The following is an 18,894-nucleotide window of genomic DNA, read 5'->3' as shown; positions in this document are numbered from 1 at the left end:
CCGCGGCGTCAGCGCCGCTTGTAGCGCTTGGACTTGGCGATGCTCAGCAGGATGCCCAGGCTCAGGCCCAGCATCACCATCGCCGTGCCGCCATAGGAAATGAAGGGCAGCGGCACGCCCACCACCGGCAGGATGCCGCTGACCATGCCCATGTTCACGAACACATAGGTGAAGAAGGACAGCGTCACGGCGCCGGCCATCAGGCGGCCGAAGAGCGTGGGCGACTCGAAGGCGATCACGAGCCCCCGCAGGATGAGCACGGTGAAGCCCAGCAGCAGGGCTGCCGCCCCGAGCAGGCCGAACTCCTCGCCATAGGCCGCGAAGATGAAGTCGGTGGTGCGCTCGGGGATGAACTCCAGGTGGGTCTGCGTGCCCCTCATGAAGCCCTTGCCGGTCACCCCGCCCGAGCCGATGGCGATGCCGCCCTGGATGATGTGGAAGCCCTTGCCCAGCGGGTCCTTGCTGGGGTCCAGCAGCGTGCAGACGCGGTGCTTCTGGTACTCGCGCAGCACCGGCCAGGTCACGTCGGGCTGGCAGATCTGCTCCTCGCTCATGACGAGCGCCGTGATGCCGATGCCACCGGCGACCAGCACCGGCAGGATCAGCTTCCAGGACAGGCCGGCGAAGAAGATCACGTAGAGCCCCGCGGCCAGGACCAGCAGCGAGGTCCCGAGGTCCGGCTGCTTGGCGATGAGCCCGACGGGCACGGCCAGCAGCACGAAGGCGGCGACGAAGTCGGGCAGCCGCAGCAGGCCCTCGCGCTTCTGGAACCACCACGCCAGCATCAGCGGCATGGCGATCTTGAGAATCTCGGATGGCTGGATCTGCGTGATGCCCACATTCAGCCAGCGCGTGGCGCCCTTCTTGGTCACGCCGAAGACGGCCGTGGCCAGCAGCAGCAGCACGCCGACGGTGTAGAGCGGCACCGCGATCTTGACGAGGCGCTGCGGCGGCACCTGGGCCATCGCGAACATGAGGGCCAGGCTCAGCAGGCCGTTGCGCAGGTGGTCGACGAAGCGGGTGCCGTGGTCGAAGCCCGCCGAGTACATGCACAGCAGCCCGAGGCCCATCAGCCAGGCCACGGCCAGCAGCACGACCCAGTCCAGGCCCTCGGTCCAGGGGCGGATGTGGCCGCGCAGGGCCTGCAGGCTGAAGCTGTTGTTCATGGGCGGGCTCCGCTGGCGGCGAGCGCGGGCCGGGACGCGTCACGGGTCAGGGTCGATGAGGCCGCCGCCGCAGGGGCGGAGGCCGGCAGCACGCCCGATGCCGGCACCGCGGCCACCGGCACCGACCGCGTCGCCAGCGGCACCAGCACGCCCTGCCCGGGCAGGGGCACCTCGCTGGCCTTGCGCGGCGCGCCCACCGGCGCCATGGTCTTGCCCTGCTGGGTCTGGGCAATGTCTTCCTCGCTGGGGTACTGGCCCAGCAGCGCGTAGTCGAAGACGCGACGCGCGATGGGCGCCGCGGCCCCGGAGCCCCAGCCGGCGTTCTCCACGATCACAGCCAGCGCGATGGAGGGCTTGTCCACCGGCGCGAAGGCGACGTAGAGCGAGTGGTCCCGCTTGTGCTCGTCGGCCTTGATGCTGCTGTACTTCTCGCCCGCCTTCAGGCCGATGGCCTGCGCCGTGCCGGTCTTGCCGGCGCTCTGGTAGGGCGCGCCCATGAAGACCTGGCGCGAGGTGCCCTCCAGCGTCACGCCGTTCATGGCATTGCGGATGACGTCCACCTGCTCGGGCTTGAGCGGAATCGGGTCCAGCGATTCGCTGGCGATGCGCCGGCCCTGGTGCTGCACGACGTCCTCGATCTCGCGCACCAGGCGCGGCTTGAAACGCTGGCCGCCGGTCGAGAGCGTGGCGTAGGCCGTGGCCATCTGCAGCATGGTGAAGTTGTTGTAGCCCTGACCGATGCCCAGCGAGATGGTCTCGCCGGCGTACCACTTCTGCTGCTCGGCCTTCCTGAACTTCTTGCGCTTCCACTCCTGCGAGGGCAGGTCGCCCGTGACCTCGCCAGCCAAGTCGATGCCGGTCTTGCGGCCGAGGCCGAAGGGCTCGAGCTGGTCATGGATGAGGTCCACGCCCATCTCGTTGGCGAGGCTGTAGAAGTAGACGTTGGAGGAGCTGACGATGGCCAGGCGCATGTCCTTGGGGCCGGGGCGGTCGGTCTCGGGGCTGCCGAAGGTGCGGCCGCCGAAGCTGTAGGTCAGGTTGTCCATGATGACCGTGCTCGCGGCACGCTTGCCGCTGTTAAGCGCGGCCATGGCCATCAGGGGCTTGAAGGTCGAGCCCGGCGGATAGGTGCCGCGCAGGGCGCGGTTGAGCAGGGGCTTGTCGATGTCCTCGTTGAGCGCCGTCCAGGAGTCGGCGTCGATGCCGTCGACGAAGAGGTTGGGATCGAAGGTCGGCTTGGAGACGAAGGCCAGCACCTCGCCGTTGCGCGGGTCGATGGCGACGAGCGCCCCGCGGCGGTCCTTGAACAGCTCCTCGACGAGGGCCTGCAGGCGGATGTCGATCGAGAGCTTGAGCGTGTTGCCCGGCGTGGGCGGCTGGTGGCGCAGGCGACGCACGGCACGGCCGGCGGCGCTGGTCTCCATCTGCTCGAAGCCGGTCTGCCCGTGCAGCTCGCGCTCGTAGTACTGCTCCAGGCCCAGCTTGCCGATGTACTCGGTGCCGCGGTAGTTGGCGATGTCCTCGTCCGCCCACTCCTCCATGGCCTTCTTCTCGGCCTGGTTGATGCGGCCGATGTAGCCGATCAGGTGGCTGCCGACCTCGCCCAGCGGGTAGCTGCGGAAGAGCCGCGCCTTGATGTCCACGCCGGGGAAACGGAAGCGCTGGGCGGCGAAGCGCGCCACCTCGGCGTCCGTCAGCTTGGTGCGGATGGGCAGGGACTCGAAGTTCTTGCTCTCCTCCATCAGGCGCTTGAAGCGCTTGCGGTCGCGGCCCTGGATCTCCACGACCTCGGCGAGCGCATTGATGGTGGCCTCGAGGTCCGCCACCTTGGAAGGCGTGATCTCGAGGGTGTAGGCCGAGTAGTTGCTGGCCAGCACCACGCCGTTGCGGTCGACGATCAGGCCGCGGTTGGGCACGATGGGGACGACGGTGACGCGGTTGGACTCGGCGCGCTCCAGCAGCGTCTCGTGCTGCATCACCTGCAGGTAGACGAGACGCGCGGCGAGCAGGCCGAAGCAGAAAAGGACGAAGCCCGCGGCCGCGAGCACGCGCACGCGGAAGCGGGACTGCTCCTGTTGGACGTTGTGCAGCTGGGTCATGGGCGCTGGCAGAGCCGCCTCACAGCGGGCGGTGGTCGTCGCGGTCCGGCGGACGGCGCTGCGGGGCCAGCAGGATCCAGCTGGCCAGCGGCCACAGCAGGGCCTCGATGAACGGCGCCAGCAGCAGCGGCCAGCCCGGCCACATGCCGCCCACGGCCAGGCGCACCACCAGTGACACCGCATGGGCCAGCGCGAACAGCGGCAGCACATGCAAGGCCTGCCCCCACCGGGTGAACCAGGGCAGGCGGCGGTGAAGCGCGACGGCGCCGAAGCTCAGGCCGCTGTAGGCCAGGGCGTGCTGACCCAGCAGCGCGCCGTGGTGCACATCCACCAGCAGGCCGAAGAGGAAGGCCCAGCCGACGTTGACCCGGCGCGGCTGATGCACGTTCCAGAACACCAGCACGATGGACAGAAAGTCCGGCATCGCCGCCTGACGGCCGAGCGGCACCATGTCCAGCAGCAGGGCCACCAGCAGGCTGAAGGCGATGAAGAGGGGGTTGGCCGGCAGCAGCAGCTGGCTGGCGGCGCGCGGCATGATCATCGCGGCGATCCTCCCTTGCTGTCCTTGGCCGTGTCCTTCGCCGCCTCCTTGGCGGCCTCCTTGGCGGCCTTCTGCTCGGCCGCACGCTGCTTGGCCTCGGCCTTGGCCTGCGCCTTGCGCTCGGCCAGGGCCTGCGCTTCCTTGGCCGCGGCCTCGGCGGCCTCGGTGCGGGCCGCCTCATGAACGGCCAGGGGCGCCAGGACCAGCACGTGGCGCACGCTGTCCACCGGCACCGTGGCCAGCAGACTCACGCGGGCGAAGCTGGTGTCACCGCGGCGCTCGACCTGCGCCACCTTGGCCACCGGCAGACCGGGCGGGTAGATGCCGTCCAGGCCCGAGGTGGAGAGCATGTCGCCCGCCTGGATGTCGGCATTGGCCGCGGTGAAGCGCAGCTCGAGGCCGCGCTCGCCGCCGAAGGCCACGCCGCGCTGCTGGGTGCGGGTGTTGAGCACGGGAATGGCGGCGTCCTTGTCGGTGATGAGGGTCACCTCGGACGAGAACGTGTAGACGCGGGTGACCTGCCCCAGCACGCCGGCCTCGGTGATGACGGGGGAGCTCAGGTGCACGCCGTGCCGGCTGCCGCGGTCGATGCTGACGCGGCGGGAGTAGGGGTCCGGCGCCTCGTAGAGCACCTCGGCCGCCACCGAGCTCACGGCCTGCGCCTGCTGCATCTTGAGCAGCTCGCGCAGGCGCTGGTTCTCCGCCTGGAGCTGCTGCGCGCGGGACAGGCGCTCGGCCTGCGCCACCAGCTGCCGCCGGGCGAGGTCCTCGGCCTCCATCGCGCGCTTCATGCCGCGCAGGTAGTCACCCAGGTTCTCCCAGGCATCCACGGGCGACAGCAGCAGGCGCTGCGCCGGGCTCAGCACCAGCGCCACGGCCGTGCGCGCCGGCTGCGCCACCTTGAAGCGGGCATCCAGCACCATCAGGAAGATGGCGAAGGCCGCGCACAGCAGCAGCCGCGTCAAGGCCGAGGGGCCTTGGCGGAACAGCGGCGGCGCATTGCGCTCCAGGGTGCCGAAGGGCATGGCGTGCGAACTAGTGGGTCAGGCCATCACGGTGTATCGGGCCGTCGCGAGCGGGCGCCAGGCTAGGCGGACGGAGCGCAGGGACCGGAACGTACTGCAGGTACGTGAGGATCCCGAGCACCGCCCAAGGACGCATGGCGGCCGCGCAGCAGGCCTCACTCCGAAGCGAAGATGGAGCCGAGGCGTTCCATGTGCTCCAGCGCCATCCCGCACCCGCGCACCACGCAGGTCAGCGGGTCTTCGGCCACGAGCACCGGCAGGCCGGTTTCCTCAGCCAGCAGACGGTCGAGATCACGCAGCAGGGCGCCACCGCCGGTCAGCATCATGCCGCGCTCGGCGATGTCGGCGCCCAGCTCGGGCGGCGTCTGCTCCAGCGCGTTCTTCACGGCCGAGACGATCTGGTTCAGCGGGTCGGTCAGGGCTTCCAGGATCTCGTTGGACGAGATGGTGAAGCTGCGCGGCACGCCCTCGCTGAGGTTGCGGCCCTTGACTTCCATCTCCTTGACCTCGGAGCCGGGGAAGGCCGAGCCGATCTGCTTCTTGATGGCTTCCGCGGTGGGCTCGCCGATCAGCATGCCGTAGTTGCGGCGGATGTAGTTGATGATGGCTTCGTCGAACTTGTCGCCGCCGACGCGGACCGAGCCCTTGTAGACCATGCCGCCCAGGGAGATCACGCCGACCTCCGTGGTGCCGCCGCCGATGTCGATGACCATGGAGCCCGAGGCTTCCGAGACCGGCAGGCCGGCACCGATGGCCGCGGCCATGGGTTCCTCGATCAGTTCCACGCGCGAGGCGCCGGCGCCCAGGGCGGCGTCACGGATCGCGCGCTTTTCCACCTGGGTCGAGCCGCAGGGCACGCAGATGATGATGCAGGGAGACGGGCGCAGCAGCTTGGTGTCATGCACCATCTTGATGAACTGCTTGATCATCTGCTCGGTGATGACGAAGTCGGCGATCACGCCGTCCTTCATCGGGCGGATCGCCTCGATGTTGCCAGGCACCTTGCCCAGCATGGCCTTGGCCTCGCGGCCGACAGCCTGGATGGTCTTCTTGCCGCTGGAGCCGCCTTCGTGGCGGATGGCGACGACGGAGGGCTCATCCAGCACGATGCCCTTGCCACGCACATAGATCAGCGTGTTGGCGGTGCCGAGGTCGATGGCCAGGTCGGTGGAGAAGTAGCGGCGCAGGGACGAAAACATGGTGTGGGGCTGGGGCTTCAGGCCGGGCGGCGGCTGGGGTCACGCGGGCTCGGCACTGGCAAAACTCAAGAGGGGCCTCTGGAGGGGCGGCGGGCGTCAAACGAATGCAGCCGAAGCGACGGGCGCCAGCGGCTGCACGGGGGTGTTCGCACCATGTGCAACGAGGCTGCCTGGGCCTTGGCGGCCCTGCAGCCCCGTTACCATGGAGATAAGCGGAGATAATACTCGATCACCCCTTTGTTTAGACCCCTGACTAGCCCCTGACAGCCGCTGTTTTTGCAGTCTGTAAGCGGCAATGCATCGCGCGAGGCGTCGCTTTTTGCGGCCCGCCGCGCAGGACCTCCAACAAACCCCGGACCCGCCCATGGCCCTGACCCAGGAAGACGTGAGCCGCATCGCCCACCTCGCCCGCCTCGAACTTTCCGAGGCGGAGCAAGGCGCCTTGCTCGGCCAGCTCAATGGCTTTTTCTCGATCGTCGAGCAGATGAGCGCGGTGGACACCAGCGGCGTCGAGCCGCTCTACACCCCGCTTTCCGCTGTTCAGGACGTCCAGCTGCGCCTGCGCGAGGACGCCGTCACCGAGAGCAACCAGCGCGAGCTGAACCAGCGCAGCGCTCCCGCCGTCGAGGACGGCCTGTTCCTGGTCCCCAAGGTCATCGAATGAAGTCTCTCCACGACATGGGCGTGGCCGAACTGGGTCAGGGCCTGCGCGCCAAGGCCTTCTCCGCCACCGAGCTCACCCAACACCTTCTTGCACGCGTTACCGGCGCGTCGCAACTGGGCGCCTTCCTGCACGTGGACGCCGACGGCGCCCTGACCCGCGCCGCCGAGGCCGACCGCCGCCTGGCGGCCGGCGACGCCGGCCCGCTCGTGGGCATCCCGCTCGCGCACAAGGACATCTACGTCACCGCGGACATGCCCACCACGGCCGGCTCCAAGATCCTGGCCGGCTACCGCAGCCCCTTCGACGCCACCGTCGTGGCCCGCCTGAACGCGGCCGGCACCTTCTCGCTGGGCAAGCTCAACTGCGACGAGTTCGCCATGGGCTCGGCCAACGAGAACAGCGCCTACGGCCCCGCACTGAACCCCTGGGACCGCACCCGCGTGCCGGGCGGCTCGTCCGGCGGCTCGGCCACGGCCGTGGCGGCGCGCCTGGTGCCCGCCACCACCGGCACCGACACCGGCGGCTCCATCCGCCAGCCGGCCAGCTTCACCGGCATCACCGGCATCAAGCCGACGTACGGCGTGTGCTCGCGCTACGGCATGATCGCCTTCGCCTCCAGCCTCGACCAGGCCGGCCCCATGGCCCGCTCCGCCGAGGACTGCGCCCTGCTGCTGTCCGCCATGAGCGGCTTTGACGAGCGCGACGCCACGAGCATCAACCAGCCGCCCCAGGACTTCCACGCGCAGATGCGGGTCGCTCGCGACGGCGCCACGGCCGCACAGCCGCTCAAGGGCCTGCGCATCGGCCTGCCGAAGGAGTTCTTCCCGGCCGCGCTGTCCGCCGACGTCGACGGCGCCGTGCGCCAGGGCCTGGCCGAGCTGGAGAAGCTCGGCGCCACGCTGGTCGAGGTCAGCCTGCCCCGCACCGAGCTGGCGATCCCGGTGTACTACATCATCGCCCCGGCCGAGGCCAGCTCGAATCTGAGCCGCTTTGATGGCGTCAAGTTCGGTCATCGTGCCGCCAAATACACGGATCTTCTGGACATGTACAAGAAGACCCGTGCCGAAGGCTTCGGTGCCGAGGTCAAGCGCCGCATCATGATCGGCACCTATGTGCTGAGCCATGGCTACTACGACGCCTACTACCTGCAGGCCCAGAAGCTGCGCCGCATGATCGCCGACGACTTCCAGCAGGCCTTCCAGCACTGCGACGTCATCGCCGGTCCGGTCGCCCCGAGCGTGGCCTGGAAAGCCGGCGAAGGCGCGGACGATCCGGTCAAGGCCTACCTCGCCGACATCTTCACGCTGCCCGGCTCGCTGGCCGGCCTGCCCGGCATGAGCGTGCCGGTGGGCTTCGGCGAGGCCGGCATGCCCGTCGGCCTGCAGCTGATCGGCAACTACTTCAAGGAAGGGCAGCTGCTGCACACCGCGCACGCCCTGCAGCAGGCCACCGACTGGCACACCCGTGCCCCGAACGGAATCTGAGCATGAACAAGCCCAACAGCAAGCTGGTGCGCGGCTACGAGGTGGTGATCGGCCTGGAGAACCACGTCCAGCTGTCCACCCAGTCCAAGATCTTCAGCGGCTCCTCGACCGCCTTCGGCGCCGAGCCCAACACCCAGGCCTCGCCCGTGGACCTGGCCCTGCCCGGCACCCTGCCGGTGCTCAACCGCGCCGCCGTCGACCGCGCCATCCGCTTCGGCCTGGCCGTGGGCGCGAAGGTCGCGCCGCTGTCCATCTTCGCCCGCAAGAACTACTTCTACCCGGACCTGCCCAAGGGCTACCAGATCTCGCAGTTCGAGATCCCGGTGGTGCAGGGCGGCACGGTGGAGTTCTTCGTCGGTGACGAGAAGAAGGTCGTCCAGCTGACCCGCGCCCACCTCGAGGAAGATGCCGGCAAGAGCCTGCACGAGGACTACCACGGCCAGTCGGGCATCGACCTGAACCGCGCCGGCACGCCGCTGCTGGAGATCGTCTCCGAGCCCGACATGCGCTCCGCCGCCGAGGCCTGCGAGTACGCCAAGACGCTGCACGCCCTCGTGATGTGGCTGGGCATCTGCGACGGCAACATGCAGGAAGGCTCCTTCCGCTGCGACGTCAACGTCTCGGTGCGCAAGCCCGGCGAGCCTTTCGGCACGCGCCGCGAGATCAAGAACCTCAACAGCTTCCGCTTCCTCGTGGACGCCGTGAACTTCGAGGTGAACTGGCAGATCGACCAGATCGAGGACGGCCTCAAGATCCAGCAGGCCACGGTGCTCTACAACCCGGACACGGGCGAGACCCGCGCCATGCGCTCCAAGGAAGACTCGGCCGACTACCGCTACTTCCCGGACCCCGATCTGCCGCCGCTGGTGATCGCGCCGGAATGGGTGGAGAAGGTCCGCGGCGAGATGCCCGAGCTGCCCGGCGTGATGGCGAAGCGCTTCATCGAGGCGGACGGCCTGCCCGAGTACGACGCCACCATGATGACCCAGAGCCTGGCCACGGCCCGCTACTACGAGGCCGCCAAGGCCGCGGGGGCGGCCCCGAAGCTGGTGGCCAACTGGGTGATGGGTGAGATCAGCAAGCGCCTCAACAGCGATGGGCTGGAGATCGACGCCGCCCCGGTGAAGCCGGCGCTGCTGGCGGCGCTCATCGGCCGCATCAGCGACGGCACGATCTCCAACAACTCCGCCAAGCAGGTCTTCGACGCCCTGTGGGCCGGCGACGGTGCGGATGTGGACGCCATCATCAGCGCCAAGGACCTGAAGCAGTCCAACGACACCGGCGAGATCGAGCGCATCCTCGATGAGGTCCTGGCCGCCAACCAGAAGTCGGTGGACGAGTTCCGTGCCGGCAAGGACAAGGCCTTCAACGCCCTCGTCGGCCAGGCCATGAAGGCGACCAAGGGCAAGGCCAACCCGGCCCTCGTCAATGAGCTGCTGAAGAAGAAGCTGGGCGGCTGACGCGCCCACCGGCGGGCCGGCGCAGGCCCCCAAGCAAAAGGCCGCTGGAGACAGCGGCCTTTTTTGCTGGGCGCCCCGTCAGAGGGGCATGAGGCCAGTGGCTGGCGCCGCGACCTCAGCGGCTCGTGGCGGAGGCGGGCACCGGCGAGCTGCCGGGCTGGCCGGCGGCAGCTGCCGACACCGGGCCATCCAGGCTGCCGGGGGCCGCGCCGCCCCAGAGCTTCTTCAGGCGCACCAGCTCGACATCGAAGAGCTTGTTCACCCGCACGAGCTCGGCCTTCTGGTTCTCGATCAGCACGCGCTGCGCCTCGGCCGAGGCATCGTTGGCATCCAGCTGCTGCTTGAGCTTGGGCGGCAGCGTCTTGCCCTTGTAGAACTCGGCCTCGTCCTGCAGCGGCTTGCGCTCGACGGCCAGCTCCTTGATGCGGCGCTCCGAGACCTGCATGGCCTTGTTGATGTCGTCCAGCGCTGCCTCGCGGCCTTCACGGTGGGCCGCCTCGTTGCGGTAGCGGATCAGCAGGTTGCGGTCCCGACGCACGGCGTCCTGCTGCGCCGCGCGGTCGGCCGCGAGCTTGCGCTCCTTCTGCTCCTGGAGCACCTTCTCCTCGAGCGACATCGACGGCGGCAACAGCGACTTCACCGAGCCGTCCGGGTTGTGCACCTTCTGCTCGCGGGTGGCGCACTCGGCGATCGGGCGGTCGGAGGTCAGCCGGCGGCCGTCCGGGGCCACGCAGCTGTAGATGGCCTTGCTCTGCGCCTGGGCAAGACCTGCCCCCAGAAGGCTCAGCGCAACGCCCAGCATCCCGCCGGCCACCGGCAGTGACAGACGCAGGAAGGGCTTCGACCTCAACGACATGGGGCAGCGCAGAGAGGGCATCAGACTCCGTAGCGATCTCGGTAGGCCTGGACGGCTGCGGCATGGGCAGCGATGTCCGCCGAGCTGTTGTGGTGCAGATACTGCAGCAAGTCGGACAGGCCGGCAATGGCTACGACGGGCAAGTGCAGCTGCCGGTTGACATACTGGACGGCGGACCAGGGTTGCTCGACGCCGTTCTCGGCGGCCTTCTCCTGGCGGTCCAGCGCGATGGAGACGCCGCAGGGCGTGGCGCCGGCGGCCTGGATCATGGCGATGGACTCGCGCACCGAGGTGCCTGCCGAGATGACGTCGTCGATGATGAGCACACGGCCCTGCACGGGCGCGCCGACGAGCGTACCGCCCTCGCCGTGGTCCTTGGCTTCCTTGCGGTTGTAGGCGAAGGGCTTGTTGTGCCCGAGGCGCGCCAGCTCCATCGAGACGGCGGCGGCCAGGGTGATGCCCTTGTAGGCCGGGCCGAAGATCATGTCGAACTCGACGCCCGAAGCCAGCAGCGTCTTGGCATAGAACTCGGCCAGGCGGACGAGCCGGGCGCCGTCGTTGAAGAGGCCGGCGTTGAAGAAGTAGGGGCTCAGGCGGCCCGCCTTGGTCTTGAACTCGCCGAAGCGCAGCACGCCCGCCTCCACGGCAAAGGCGACGAATTCCTGGGCAAGGGGCGTGGACGGGGTGGTCATGACGGGGTCGGGCGGTCTGGAGGTGGCCAGCATTGTATTGAGCCCCAGACAGAAGGCCCGGCCCCCCGCCCCGTGAAACAAGGGGGGAGCCGGGCCTTTTCACGCCCCGGAACAGGTGGTGACGGGGCGGGAATCAGTGCCGCGTCAGAACAGGGCCTTGAACTGCACGCCGTAGGTGCGCGGGTCGTTGATGAAGCCCGTCAGGTTGTTGAAGTCGATGGCACCGGTGGCACGCACCTGGTTGGTGACATTGCGCACGAAGACGGCCGCTTCGTACTTGCCGTTGTTCCAGATGTAGCCGCCACGCAGGCCGCCTTCAGTCAGCGACTTGCCGGTGAACTCGGTCGCCTCATACAGGAAGAAGTTGACCTTGCTGCGGTAGGCCCAGTCCGTGTAGACGTAGAACTCGTTGCCGTCCGCCGTCGGGATCGCGTAGCGGGCGGTCAGGTTGGCCACCCACTTCGGCGCCTGGGGCAGGGGATTGCCGTCGATGCTGTAGCGGTTGGTGCCGGGCACCAGCGGGTCAAGCATGTTGCAGCCGCTGCCGCACTTGGGCAGGGACAGGCTGGCATCCTTGATCTTGGTGTTGTTGTAGCTCGCGCCGACGGTCAGCAGCAGCTGCTCGGTGGGCAGCAGCTCCAGGTTCAGCTCGAAGCCGTTGCCGTCCGCCTTGGCGGCATTCAGCAGGCGGTTGGCATTGTTGGTGCCCCCCACGGCCGTCAGCTGCAGGTCCTTGACCTGGTACTTGAAGGCATTGGCCGCCAGGCGGGCGCGGCGGTCCCAGAACTCCGACTTCACGCCCGCCTCGAAGGAGGTGACGTTCTCGGGCGTGGCCTGAGACTGACCGGCGAAGAGCGAGGCGCCCTGGATGGACGATGCGCGGAAGCCCGTGCCCACACGGGCGTAGAGGTTGGTCTCCTTGTTCAGCTTGTAGGTGCCGGACAGGTCCCAGTTCCACTTGGAGTCCTTCGTGCTGGCCGTGGTGCCGGTGGACGTGTTCAGGTTGGCGTAGCTGCTGGTGACGTCCAGGTCCTTCTTGTCCGAGGTGTAGCGCAGGCCGCCGCGCACGGTCAGGTCGGGGGCGACGTCGTAGTTCACCGAGCCGAAGAAGGCATAGGCACGGTTGGTCTGGTGGGTGTCCACATGGCCGGTGGCCAGCGTGGTGGCGCTGCTGTAGTCGGTGCTGATGGCGGTGTAGCGCTCATCGAACAGGTAGACGCCACCCTGCCAGCGCATCGGGCCGGCGGCGGTGGACTCCAGGCGCACTTCCTGTGTCAGCTGGCGGTGGCCCGACATGCTGCTGGAGGACTCGGAGGGGAACAGCGCCTCGCCCTGGTTGGCATAGGGCGGCGGGGCCTTGTAGATATAGCCACCGTCGATGTCACCGCGGCTGAAGGGCTGCACCGACTCGATGGCCGTGATCGAGTGGATGTTGAAGCCCTCCATCACCCACTTCAGGCGGGCGCTGCCACCGGTGGCATGCAGGGTCTGGGTGTTGGTGCCGTCGGTGTAGTTGACCTTGGGATCGAAGCCGTCCACCAGGTCGTTGGTGCCGGGCTTGATCATGCTGGCGCGGAACACGCGGGCGCTGCCCTTGAGCTCGCGGTTGTGCACGTTGAACAGGGCACTGAACTGCTTGTGCGGCTCGTAGAGCGCCTGCAGGCGCACGGCACGGTCGTTGTAGCCTTCGGTGTCCTGGGTGGCGCCCTTGGGGTTGGCGTTGTGGACCCAGTTGTCGCGGTGCTGGACCTGGCCGGAGACGCGGGCCGACCAGTCGCCGCCCAGCGGCAGGTTGGCGGCGCCTTCGACGTTCATGGTGCCGAAGGTGCCATAGGAGATGTTGAAGTAGCCATCACGCTTCTGCGAGGGCTTGACCGACTCGAACTTCACCACGCCGGCGGGCGTGTTGCGGCCGAACAGCGTGCCCTGCGGGCCGGCCAGCACTTCCACGGACTTCACGTCAAAGACGGGGAAGCCCTTCAGGATGGGGTTCTCCTGGACCACGTCGTCATAGACCAGCGACACGGGCTGCGAGGCATTGAGGCGGAAATCGGTGTTGCCGTAGCCGCGGATATAGAAGCGCGGGAAGGCACGGCCGAAGGAAGACTCGATGTTCAGGCTGGGCACACGGCCGGAGAGGAAACGCACGTCCTGGCCGCTGGAATTCAGCACGTCCAGCTTCTCGCCGCTGATGGCGGTGACGGCGTTGGGCACGTCCTTGATGTTCTCGACGCGGCGCTCAGCGGTGATCACCACCGTCTCGAGCTGCTTGTTCTGGCCTGCCGCACGGGCGGCCTCGCCCTCCTTGGTGGCGTCCTGGGCCTGGGCGGACCAGGCACTCAGGGCCAGCGTGACGGCCAGCGCCAGCGGGGCGCGGTGGATGAGGGGCTTGCGATTCATCGGGGAACTCCTAATGCGGGTATTCGAGCGGCAAACGTTTGGCGCTTGGGTGCCAGCAATCTAGCAAGTCTCGGGCCACCGCGTCACCATTCCGATGGCCTCGGCACCGCCTTGGCGCGAGGATGTTGCGGACCGGCATCAGACCAGTTCATCACCGCCTCACTGCGATACTCGCGCACATTCGACCCCTCCACGAGGAACCACCGTGCGCTTCATCACCGCCAACCTGAATGGCATCCGCTCCGCCGCGACCAAGGGCTTCTTCGACTGGCTGCCCCAGCAGCAGGCCGACGCCGTGGGCGTGCAGGAGGTGAAAGCCCAGCACGAGCATGTGGACCAGGTCTTCTGCAGCCCGGCCGGCCTCAAGGGCCACTTCCACTACGCCCAGAAGAAGGGCTACTCCGGCGTGGGCCTCTACACCCGCGACGAGCCCAGCGACATCATCACCGGCATCGGCGTGCCCGAGTTCGACGACGAGGGCCGCTACATCGAGAAGCGCTTCGACAAGCCCGGCCGCAAGCTGAGCCTGATCAGCTGCTACTTCCCCAGCGGCTCCAGCGGCGAGGACCGCCAGCAGGCCAAGTTCCGCTTCCTGGCCGCCATCTACCCGCATCTGATGGCGCTGAAGGCCGAGCGCGAGTTCATCCTCGTGGGCGACGTCAACATCGCCCACAAGGAAGCCGACCTCAAGAACTGGAAGGGCAATCTCAAGAACAGCGGCTTCCTGCCCGAGGAGCGCGCCTGGGTCACCACGCTGATCGACCCGGCGCAGGGCGGCCTGTTGGACGTCTACCGCCAGCTCCAGCCCGACACCACCGACGCCTGCTACACGTGGTGGAGCAACCGCGGCCAGGCCTACGCGAAGAACGTGGGCTGGCGCCTGGACTACCACTTCGCCACGCCCAAGCTCGCTGCCCTGGCGCAGCGCGAGTCCATCTACAAGGACCAGAAGTTCAGCGACCACGCGCCGCTGACGATCGACTACGACTTCGTCCTCTAGTCCCGCGCCGGCCCCTCCCTCAGCGTCCCCCGTCCGTCGATCTGGAGGGGGCAAGGCGCCCGCCCGCTCTTACGCTGCGCTAACGCCTGATCCCTAGACTTCGCGCCCGCTGCCCGACCGGGTGGCGGGACCGCTGCCGAACCCGCGGCCAGCGCGAACAGGAATCATGGTGGGATCAATGCAAGAACAATCAACACGGCCCGTCCCCACGAGGGCCTGGAGGCAGGGCCGGGCCCTGCTGGCCACGGCCTGGGCGGCGCTCGCGCTGGCCGGCTGCGGTGGCGGCAGTGGCAGCACCGGCGCAGGCGGCGGCAGTCCGTCCCCCGGCGTCACGGCGAAGCCGCTGGTCCATGTGAGCGTCGAGTCAGCGGGCGCGCAGTGCCCGCAGGGTGGCAGCCGCATCGAGTCGGGCCTCGACCGCAACAGCGACGGGGTGCTGCAGGGTGAGGAAATCACGCAGACGCAGTTCGTCTGCCAGAGCGGCCAGGACGGCCAGGGCCCGGCCGCGAAGCTGCTGCTGAGCACGCAGGCGGAATCGGCCGGCGCGGCCTGCCCGCAGGGCGGCATGCGCGTGCGTGCGGGCCAGGATGCCAACGGCAACCAGAAGCTCGACGACAGCGAGGTGGTGATCACCAGCTATGTGTGCACCGAGCAACTGGCGCCGGGCGCGCGGTACAGCCTCATGTCCATGGAAGCCGAGCCGGCCGGCCTGCATTGCGCCGCGGGCGGCACCCGGCTGAGCGCCGGCGAGGATCGCAACGCCAACGGCCGCCTCGATGCCGATGAAGTGGCCTACACCCGCTATGCCTGCGACACGCCCGCCACGGCCGGCAGCGCGGCCAGCCTGGTCGACATCGCCGTCGAGCCGCCGGGGGCGGTGTGCCCCGCCGGTGGCAGCAAGGTCATGACGGGCCTGGACGCCAACCGCAACGGCGTGCTCGATGCCCAGGAGGTGAGCAAGCTCCACACCTTGTGCAACGGCACGGAGGGCGGCAAGGCCCTGTCCACCCGCCTGGTGCAGACGCCGGTCCCCGCCGGCGCCCAGTGCCCCGCGGGCGGCGCGCGCATGGACACCGGCCTGGACCTCAACGGAAACGGGGTCCTGGACGGCAACGAGGTGCAGTCCACCGCCTACGTCTGCTCCGGCGCCAACGGCAACGCGGGGGCCGGTGGCCAGGACGGCATCGGCAGCCTGATGGCGATGGAGGACGTCGCCACGGCCCCCGGCTGCACCGGGGCCGCCGTGCGCATCACAGCGGGCCCGGACAGCAACCGCAACCACCTGCTCGACCCGGCGGAGGTGACGTCCACGCGCTACCTCTGCCAGGGTGCGCGCGGCAACGACGGAGCGACCGGCGCCAATGGCCAGGACGGCCGCACCAGCCTGTTCCGCATCGATGCCGAGGCCGCCGGGGCCAACTGCCCGGCCGGCGGCAACCGCGTCTCATCGGGCCTGGACCTCAACCGCGACGGCTCGCTCTCGGGGGCCGAGGTCAGCTCGGTGCAGTACCTGTGCCACGGCGCGAATGGCAGCAACGGCCTGAGCGCCCGGGTGCTCATGAGCGGTGAACCTGCCGGCGCGCACTGTGCCACGGGCGGCCAGCGCATCAGCGTCGGCATCGACGCCGATGGCGATGGCGCCCTGTCCGCCGGCGAGGTGCAGTCCACCAGCTATGTCTGCAACGGAGCGCGCGGGGACGACGGCCTGAACAGCCTGAGCAAGGTCGAGGCCATCGGGGCCGGCGCGGCCTGCCCGCAAGGCGGCAGCCAGATCAGCAGCGGGCTGGACAGCAACCGCAATGGCCTCCTGGATGCGGCCGAAGTGAACAGCATCGGCTATGCCTGCCATGGCGCAACGGGTGCAACGGGTGCAACGGGTGCGACAGGCGCGACGGGCGCCACCGGACCCGCGGGCCCCGCAGGGCCTGGCGCGGCCGTGTTCACGACCGCCGGCACCTATGTGGTGCCTGCCGGCGTGCACGCCGTGCTGATCGAAGGCTGGGGCGGCGGCGGTGCGGGTGGCAACGCCTTCAATTGCCGGACCACAGCCTGCGCGCAGGTCAGCACCCCGGCCTGGGGGGCGGGCGATGCGGCCGGTGGCGGCTCGGGGGCCTACCAGCGCGTCTACCTGGCCGTGAACCCGGGCGGCACGCTGACGGTCTCTGCCGGCGCGGGGGGCGTCGCGGCGAGCCCCGGCATCCTGAATGCGACCCCCTCGCCCCCGCCGGCATCGGGCCGGGGCGGCGACTCCAAGGTCGTCTACCAAGGGACCACCGTGCTCCTGGCCACGGGAGGCGCGGCCGGCACACACCACCTCTACAGCAGCGACGACGGTACGGAGGTCGTCGGCCTGCCCGGCATCGGCGGCAGCGCCTCGTTCGCCGCGCCGGCCCTCGGCCTGTCGTGGACCCAGGGCCTGGCGGCCAGCGGCACGCAGGGGGGCGGCATCCCCGGCACGCCCGGCGCGGGCGGCAATGGCTTCCGCCTGGCAGGCGAGACCCTGGCGACCCACGGTGCCGCCGGCATGCTGATCATCCTGCCGCTGAACTGAGGGCGGGCGGGGCGTTCAGGGCATCCCGGCCGTTCAGGCCGCGTTCGCCGCGACGGCCGGCTGGCGGCTGAACAGGGCCGCCACCACGTCCGACTGCGTGATCATGCCCACCACGCGCCGGGCCTCGTCCACCACCGGCATGTGGTGCAGGCCGCCGTCGGAGAAGGCGCCGACCAGCTCGGCCAGCGCCTGCTCCGGCCGGGCGCTGCGCACGCGCGCCGTCATGATGTCGGACACGCGCCGCGCCTCGGTCATGCGCGGGCCGCGCTCGAGCGCGGCCGGCTCGCGCCCGAGGAAGAAGTCATGCAAGGACACGATGCCCACCAGGCGCCGGCCGGCATCGACCACCGGCAGGGCCTTGACCTTGTGCCGTGCCAGCAGCGCCCAGGCGGTGTCGATCGGAGCCTGCGGGCCGACGCAGATGACGTCGCGGGCCATCACGTCGGCGCAGCGCACATCCGCCCATTGGCGCTGCCGGGCATGCAGCTGGGCGCGCACGAGGATCTCTTCCAGGTCATGCCGGTCGATGTCCAGCACCTCACCGAAGGACGCGAGCGCCGCGTCCACGTCCTCGGCCTGGAGCCCGCCGCGGCGGCTGGGCAGCGGGTCGGCGGTGCGGTGCACATTGGCCGGCGCGGCGCCCTGGTGCGGGTAGTGGCGGCCCGCCAGCCGGTTGAAGACCAGCGCCAGCACCAGCATCAGCAACGAGTTCAGGCCCACGGGCCAGAAGGCGTAGCTGTAGCCCAGGCTCTCCAGCGTCGGGCTGCCCAGCGCCGCGGTGACGGCCACCGCGCCGCCCGGCGGATGCAGGCAGCGCAGGGCGATCATCGCCAGCACCGCCAGCAACCCCGCCGCGGCCAGCGCCGGACCGGAGGCGCCCAGCACGTGGTGGCAGGCGACGCCGACCAGCGCCGAGATCACGTTTCCGCCGAGCACCGACCAGGGCTGGGCTAGCGGACTGGCCGGGACGCTGAACACGAGGACGGCCGAGGCCCCCATCGGCGCCACGAACCACAGCGCCTGCCCGGCGAGCGCGTGGCGGCTGATCCATTCCGTGCACAGGAGGCCCAGGCCGACGCCCAGCGCCCCCAGCAGCAGTTCGCGCCAGGGTGCCGTCAGCGGGGCCGGAATGAAGGTGCGCAGGCCGGCCAGCCCCGGGCGGCTCGCCCCGGCCCGGCTCAGGTCCGGGCGCCGGTCCGAGCTCATGTCCGGCCTCCGGTCTGGTCCCCGACGTCATCCCCCGCATGCCCATGGCAGGCGCAGGCCTCGCCATGGGCCGCGGCCACCAGTTCGGCGAGGATGCCGCAGCCATGATGATCGTGCCGGGCATCGCAGCGGCTCTTGAGCGCCTGCAGTTGCGCCTCCAGCGCCTGCATGCTCTTGAGCCGCGCCCGCACCCGCCCCAGCTGCGCGTCGACCAGCGCATCCACGTCCGCCAGCTGCTGGGGATCATGGCTGTTCAGGCTCTGCAGCAGGAGGCCGACGTCCGCCAGCGACATGTCCAGCGCCCGGCAATGCCGGATGAAGGCCAGGCGCTCCAGATGCGGCCGGTCGTAGTCCCGGTAGCCGTTGTCGCTGCGGGCCGGCGGCGGGAGCAGCCCGCTCTTTTCATAGAAGCGGATGGTCTCGATGTCGACCCCCGTCGCCTTGCTGAGTTCACCGATGCGCATCTGGACCACCACCGGCCTGCCGGCCGCCTTGCTTGGGAAGGTGCGCAGCATAGTCGCTTGACTCTGGAGTGGCTACAGGCTGTTCAA

At 69.4% G+C, this 18,894-nt stretch carries 15 protein-coding genes and 1 other RNA gene; 5 read left to right on the top strand and 11 right to left on the bottom strand.

From position 1 onward, the window contains the following. Positions 1-8: 8 nt before the first annotated feature. The 6 genes from rodA to QRD43_RS03100 all read right to left on the bottom strand — a co-directional run bounded on the left by rodA (position 9) and on the right by QRD43_RS03100 (position 6,030). Complete coding sequence (gene rodA / locus QRD43_RS03125) at positions 9-1,166, bottom strand: rod shape-determining protein RodA (RefSeq protein WP_285981011.1); 1,158 nt, start codon at positions 1,164-1,166, stop codon at positions 9-11. Then, a complete protein-coding gene (gene mrdA, locus QRD43_RS03120) occupies positions 1,163-3,265 on the bottom strand; it encodes a penicillin-binding protein 2 (RefSeq protein ID WP_285981010.1) in 2,103 nt (700 codons plus the stop codon). The genes rodA and mrdA overlap by 4 nt, the downstream gene beginning before the upstream one ends. 19 nt (positions 3,266-3,284) lie before the next feature. Then, positions 3,285-3,806, bottom strand: a complete 522-nt coding sequence (mreD, locus tag QRD43_RS03115; protein WP_285981009.1) for a rod shape-determining protein MreD — start codon at positions 3,804-3,806, stop codon at positions 3,285-3,287. Continuing rightward, on the bottom strand, positions 3,803-4,831 hold the full coding sequence (mreC, locus tag QRD43_RS03110; RefSeq protein ID WP_285981008.1) for a rod shape-determining protein MreC: 1,029 nt from the start codon (positions 4,829-4,831) through the stop codon (positions 3,803-3,805). Before mreC ends, mreD begins: the two co-directional genes overlap by 4 nt. 21 nt (positions 4,832-4,852) lie before the next feature. Continuing rightward, positions 4,853-4,937, bottom strand: a non-coding RNA gene (locus QRD43_RS03105) — sX9 sRNA. 49 nt (positions 4,938-4,986) lie between these two features. Beyond that, complete coding sequence (locus QRD43_RS03100) at positions 4,987-6,030, bottom strand: rod shape-determining protein (protein WP_183102363.1); 1,044 nt, start codon at positions 6,028-6,030, stop codon at positions 4,987-4,989. Between the two features lie 364 nt (positions 6,031-6,394). Between QRD43_RS03100 and gatC the strand changes: the two genes are divergently transcribed. From gatC to gatB, 3 genes are read left to right on the top strand one after another with little or no spacing between them, the layout of a single operon-like run. Then, positions 6,395-6,694, top strand: a complete 300-nt coding sequence (gene gatC, locus QRD43_RS03095; RefSeq protein WP_285981007.1) for an Asp-tRNA(Asn)/Glu-tRNA(Gln) amidotransferase subunit GatC — start codon at positions 6,395-6,397, stop codon at positions 6,692-6,694. Next, positions 6,691-8,178, top strand: coding sequence for an Asp-tRNA(Asn)/Glu-tRNA(Gln) amidotransferase subunit GatA (gatA, locus tag QRD43_RS03090; protein WP_285981006.1), 1,488 nt, complete (start codon positions 6,691-6,693; stop codon positions 8,176-8,178). Before gatC ends, gatA begins: the two co-directional genes overlap by 4 nt. A gap of 2 nt (positions 8,179-8,180) precedes the next feature. Beyond that, positions 8,181-9,638, top strand: a complete 1,458-nt coding sequence (gene gatB / locus QRD43_RS03085; protein ID WP_285981005.1) for an Asp-tRNA(Asn)/Glu-tRNA(Gln) amidotransferase subunit GatB — start codon at positions 8,181-8,183, stop codon at positions 9,636-9,638. A 115-nt stretch (positions 9,639-9,753) separates the two neighbouring features. On the opposite strand, the gene QRD43_RS03080 is transcribed toward gatB, so the two are convergent. The 3 genes from QRD43_RS03080 to QRD43_RS03070 all read right to left on the bottom strand — a co-directional run bounded on the left by QRD43_RS03080 (position 9,754) and on the right by QRD43_RS03070 (position 13,586). Further along, complete coding sequence (locus tag QRD43_RS03080) at positions 9,754-10,494, bottom strand: hypothetical protein (protein ID WP_285981004.1); 741 nt, start codon at positions 10,492-10,494, stop codon at positions 9,754-9,756. 20 nt (positions 10,495-10,514) lie between these two features. Beyond that, positions 10,515-11,186 (bottom strand): orotate phosphoribosyltransferase, encoded by a 672-nt coding sequence (gene pyrE / locus QRD43_RS03075; protein ID WP_285981003.1) that lies wholly within the window; start codon positions 11,184-11,186, stop codon positions 10,515-10,517. A gap of 144 nt (positions 11,187-11,330) precedes the next feature. Then, a complete protein-coding gene (locus QRD43_RS03070; RefSeq protein ID WP_285981002.1) occupies positions 11,331-13,586 on the bottom strand; it encodes a TonB-dependent receptor in 2,256 nt (751 codons plus the stop codon). A gap of 205 nt (positions 13,587-13,791) precedes the next feature. On the opposite strand from QRD43_RS03070, the gene QRD43_RS03065 reads away from it, so the two are divergent. Beyond that, the gene (locus QRD43_RS03065; RefSeq protein WP_285981001.1) at positions 13,792-14,586 is read left to right on the top strand and encodes an exodeoxyribonuclease III; all 795 of its coding nucleotides are present in this window, start codon (positions 13,792-13,794) and stop codon (positions 14,584-14,586) included. A gap of 178 nt (positions 14,587-14,764) precedes the next feature. After that, complete coding sequence (locus tag QRD43_RS03060) at positions 14,765-17,137, top strand: DUF7151 family protein (RefSeq protein ID WP_285981000.1); 2,373 nt, start codon at positions 14,765-14,767, stop codon at positions 17,135-17,137. Between the two features lie 33 nt (positions 17,138-17,170). On the opposite strand, the gene QRD43_RS03055 is transcribed toward QRD43_RS03060, so the two are convergent. Then, a complete protein-coding gene (locus QRD43_RS03055) occupies positions 17,171-18,343 on the bottom strand; it encodes an HPP family protein (RefSeq protein ID WP_285980999.1) in 1,173 nt (390 codons plus the stop codon). Next, the gene (locus tag QRD43_RS03050; protein WP_342399031.1) at positions 18,340-18,858 is read right to left on the bottom strand and encodes a Cd(II)/Pb(II)-responsive transcriptional regulator; all 519 of its coding nucleotides are present in this window, start codon (positions 18,856-18,858) and stop codon (positions 18,340-18,342) included. The genes QRD43_RS03055 and QRD43_RS03050 overlap by 4 nt, the downstream gene beginning before the upstream one ends. Positions 18,859-18,894: the final 36 nt, after the last annotated feature.

The sequence above is a fragment of the Roseateles subflavus genome, from assembly GCF_030285365.1.
Classification (GTDB): domain Bacteria; phylum Pseudomonadota; class Gammaproteobacteria; order Burkholderiales; family Burkholderiaceae_C; genus Roseateles_B; species Roseateles_B subflavus.
Note: the sequence above shows the minus strand (reverse complement) of the source record. Positions and strands in the feature narration are given on the sequence as shown.

Coding starts and splice junctions, on each gene's coding strand:
- mreD (WP_285981009.1), bottom strand. CDS start 3,806: ATGATCATGCCGCGCGCCGCCAGCCAGCTGCTGCTGCCGGCCAACCCC.
- QRD43_RS03050 (WP_342399031.1), bottom strand. CDS start 18,858: ATGCTGCGCACCTTCCCAAGCAAGGCGGCCGGCAGGCCGGTGGTGGTC.
- mrdA (WP_285981010.1), bottom strand. CDS start 3,265: ATGACCCAGCTGCACAACGTCCAACAGGAGCAGTCCCGCTTCCGCGTG.
- gatB (WP_285981005.1), top strand. CDS start 8,181: ATGAACAAGCCCAACAGCAAGCTGGTGCGCGGCTACGAGGTGGTGATC.
- QRD43_RS03100 (WP_183102363.1), bottom strand. CDS start 6,030: ATGTTTTCGTCCCTGCGCCGCTACTTCTCCACCGACCTGGCCATCGAC.
- gatA (WP_285981006.1), top strand. CDS start 6,691: ATGAAGTCTCTCCACGACATGGGCGTGGCCGAACTGGGTCAGGGCCTG.
- QRD43_RS03080 (WP_285981004.1), bottom strand. CDS start 10,494: ATGTCGTTGAGGTCGAAGCCCTTCCTGCGTCTGTCACTGCCGGTGGCC.
- gatC (WP_285981007.1), top strand. CDS start 6,395: ATGGCCCTGACCCAGGAAGACGTGAGCCGCATCGCCCACCTCGCCCGC.
- QRD43_RS03060 (WP_285981000.1), top strand. CDS start 14,765: ATGCAAGAACAATCAACACGGCCCGTCCCCACGAGGGCCTGGAGGCAG.
- QRD43_RS03070 (WP_285981002.1), bottom strand. CDS start 13,586: ATGAATCGCAAGCCCCTCATCCACCGCGCCCCGCTGGCGCTGGCCGTC.
- rodA (WP_285981011.1), bottom strand. CDS start 1,166: ATGAACAACAGCTTCAGCCTGCAGGCCCTGCGCGGCCACATCCGCCCC.
- pyrE (WP_285981003.1), bottom strand. CDS start 11,186: ATGACCACCCCGTCCACGCCCCTTGCCCAGGAATTCGTCGCCTTTGCC.
- QRD43_RS03055 (WP_285980999.1), bottom strand. CDS start 18,343: ATGAGCTCGGACCGGCGCCCGGACCTGAGCCGGGCCGGGGCGAGCCGC.
- mreC (WP_285981008.1), bottom strand. CDS start 4,831: ATGCCCTTCGGCACCCTGGAGCGCAATGCGCCGCCGCTGTTCCGCCAA.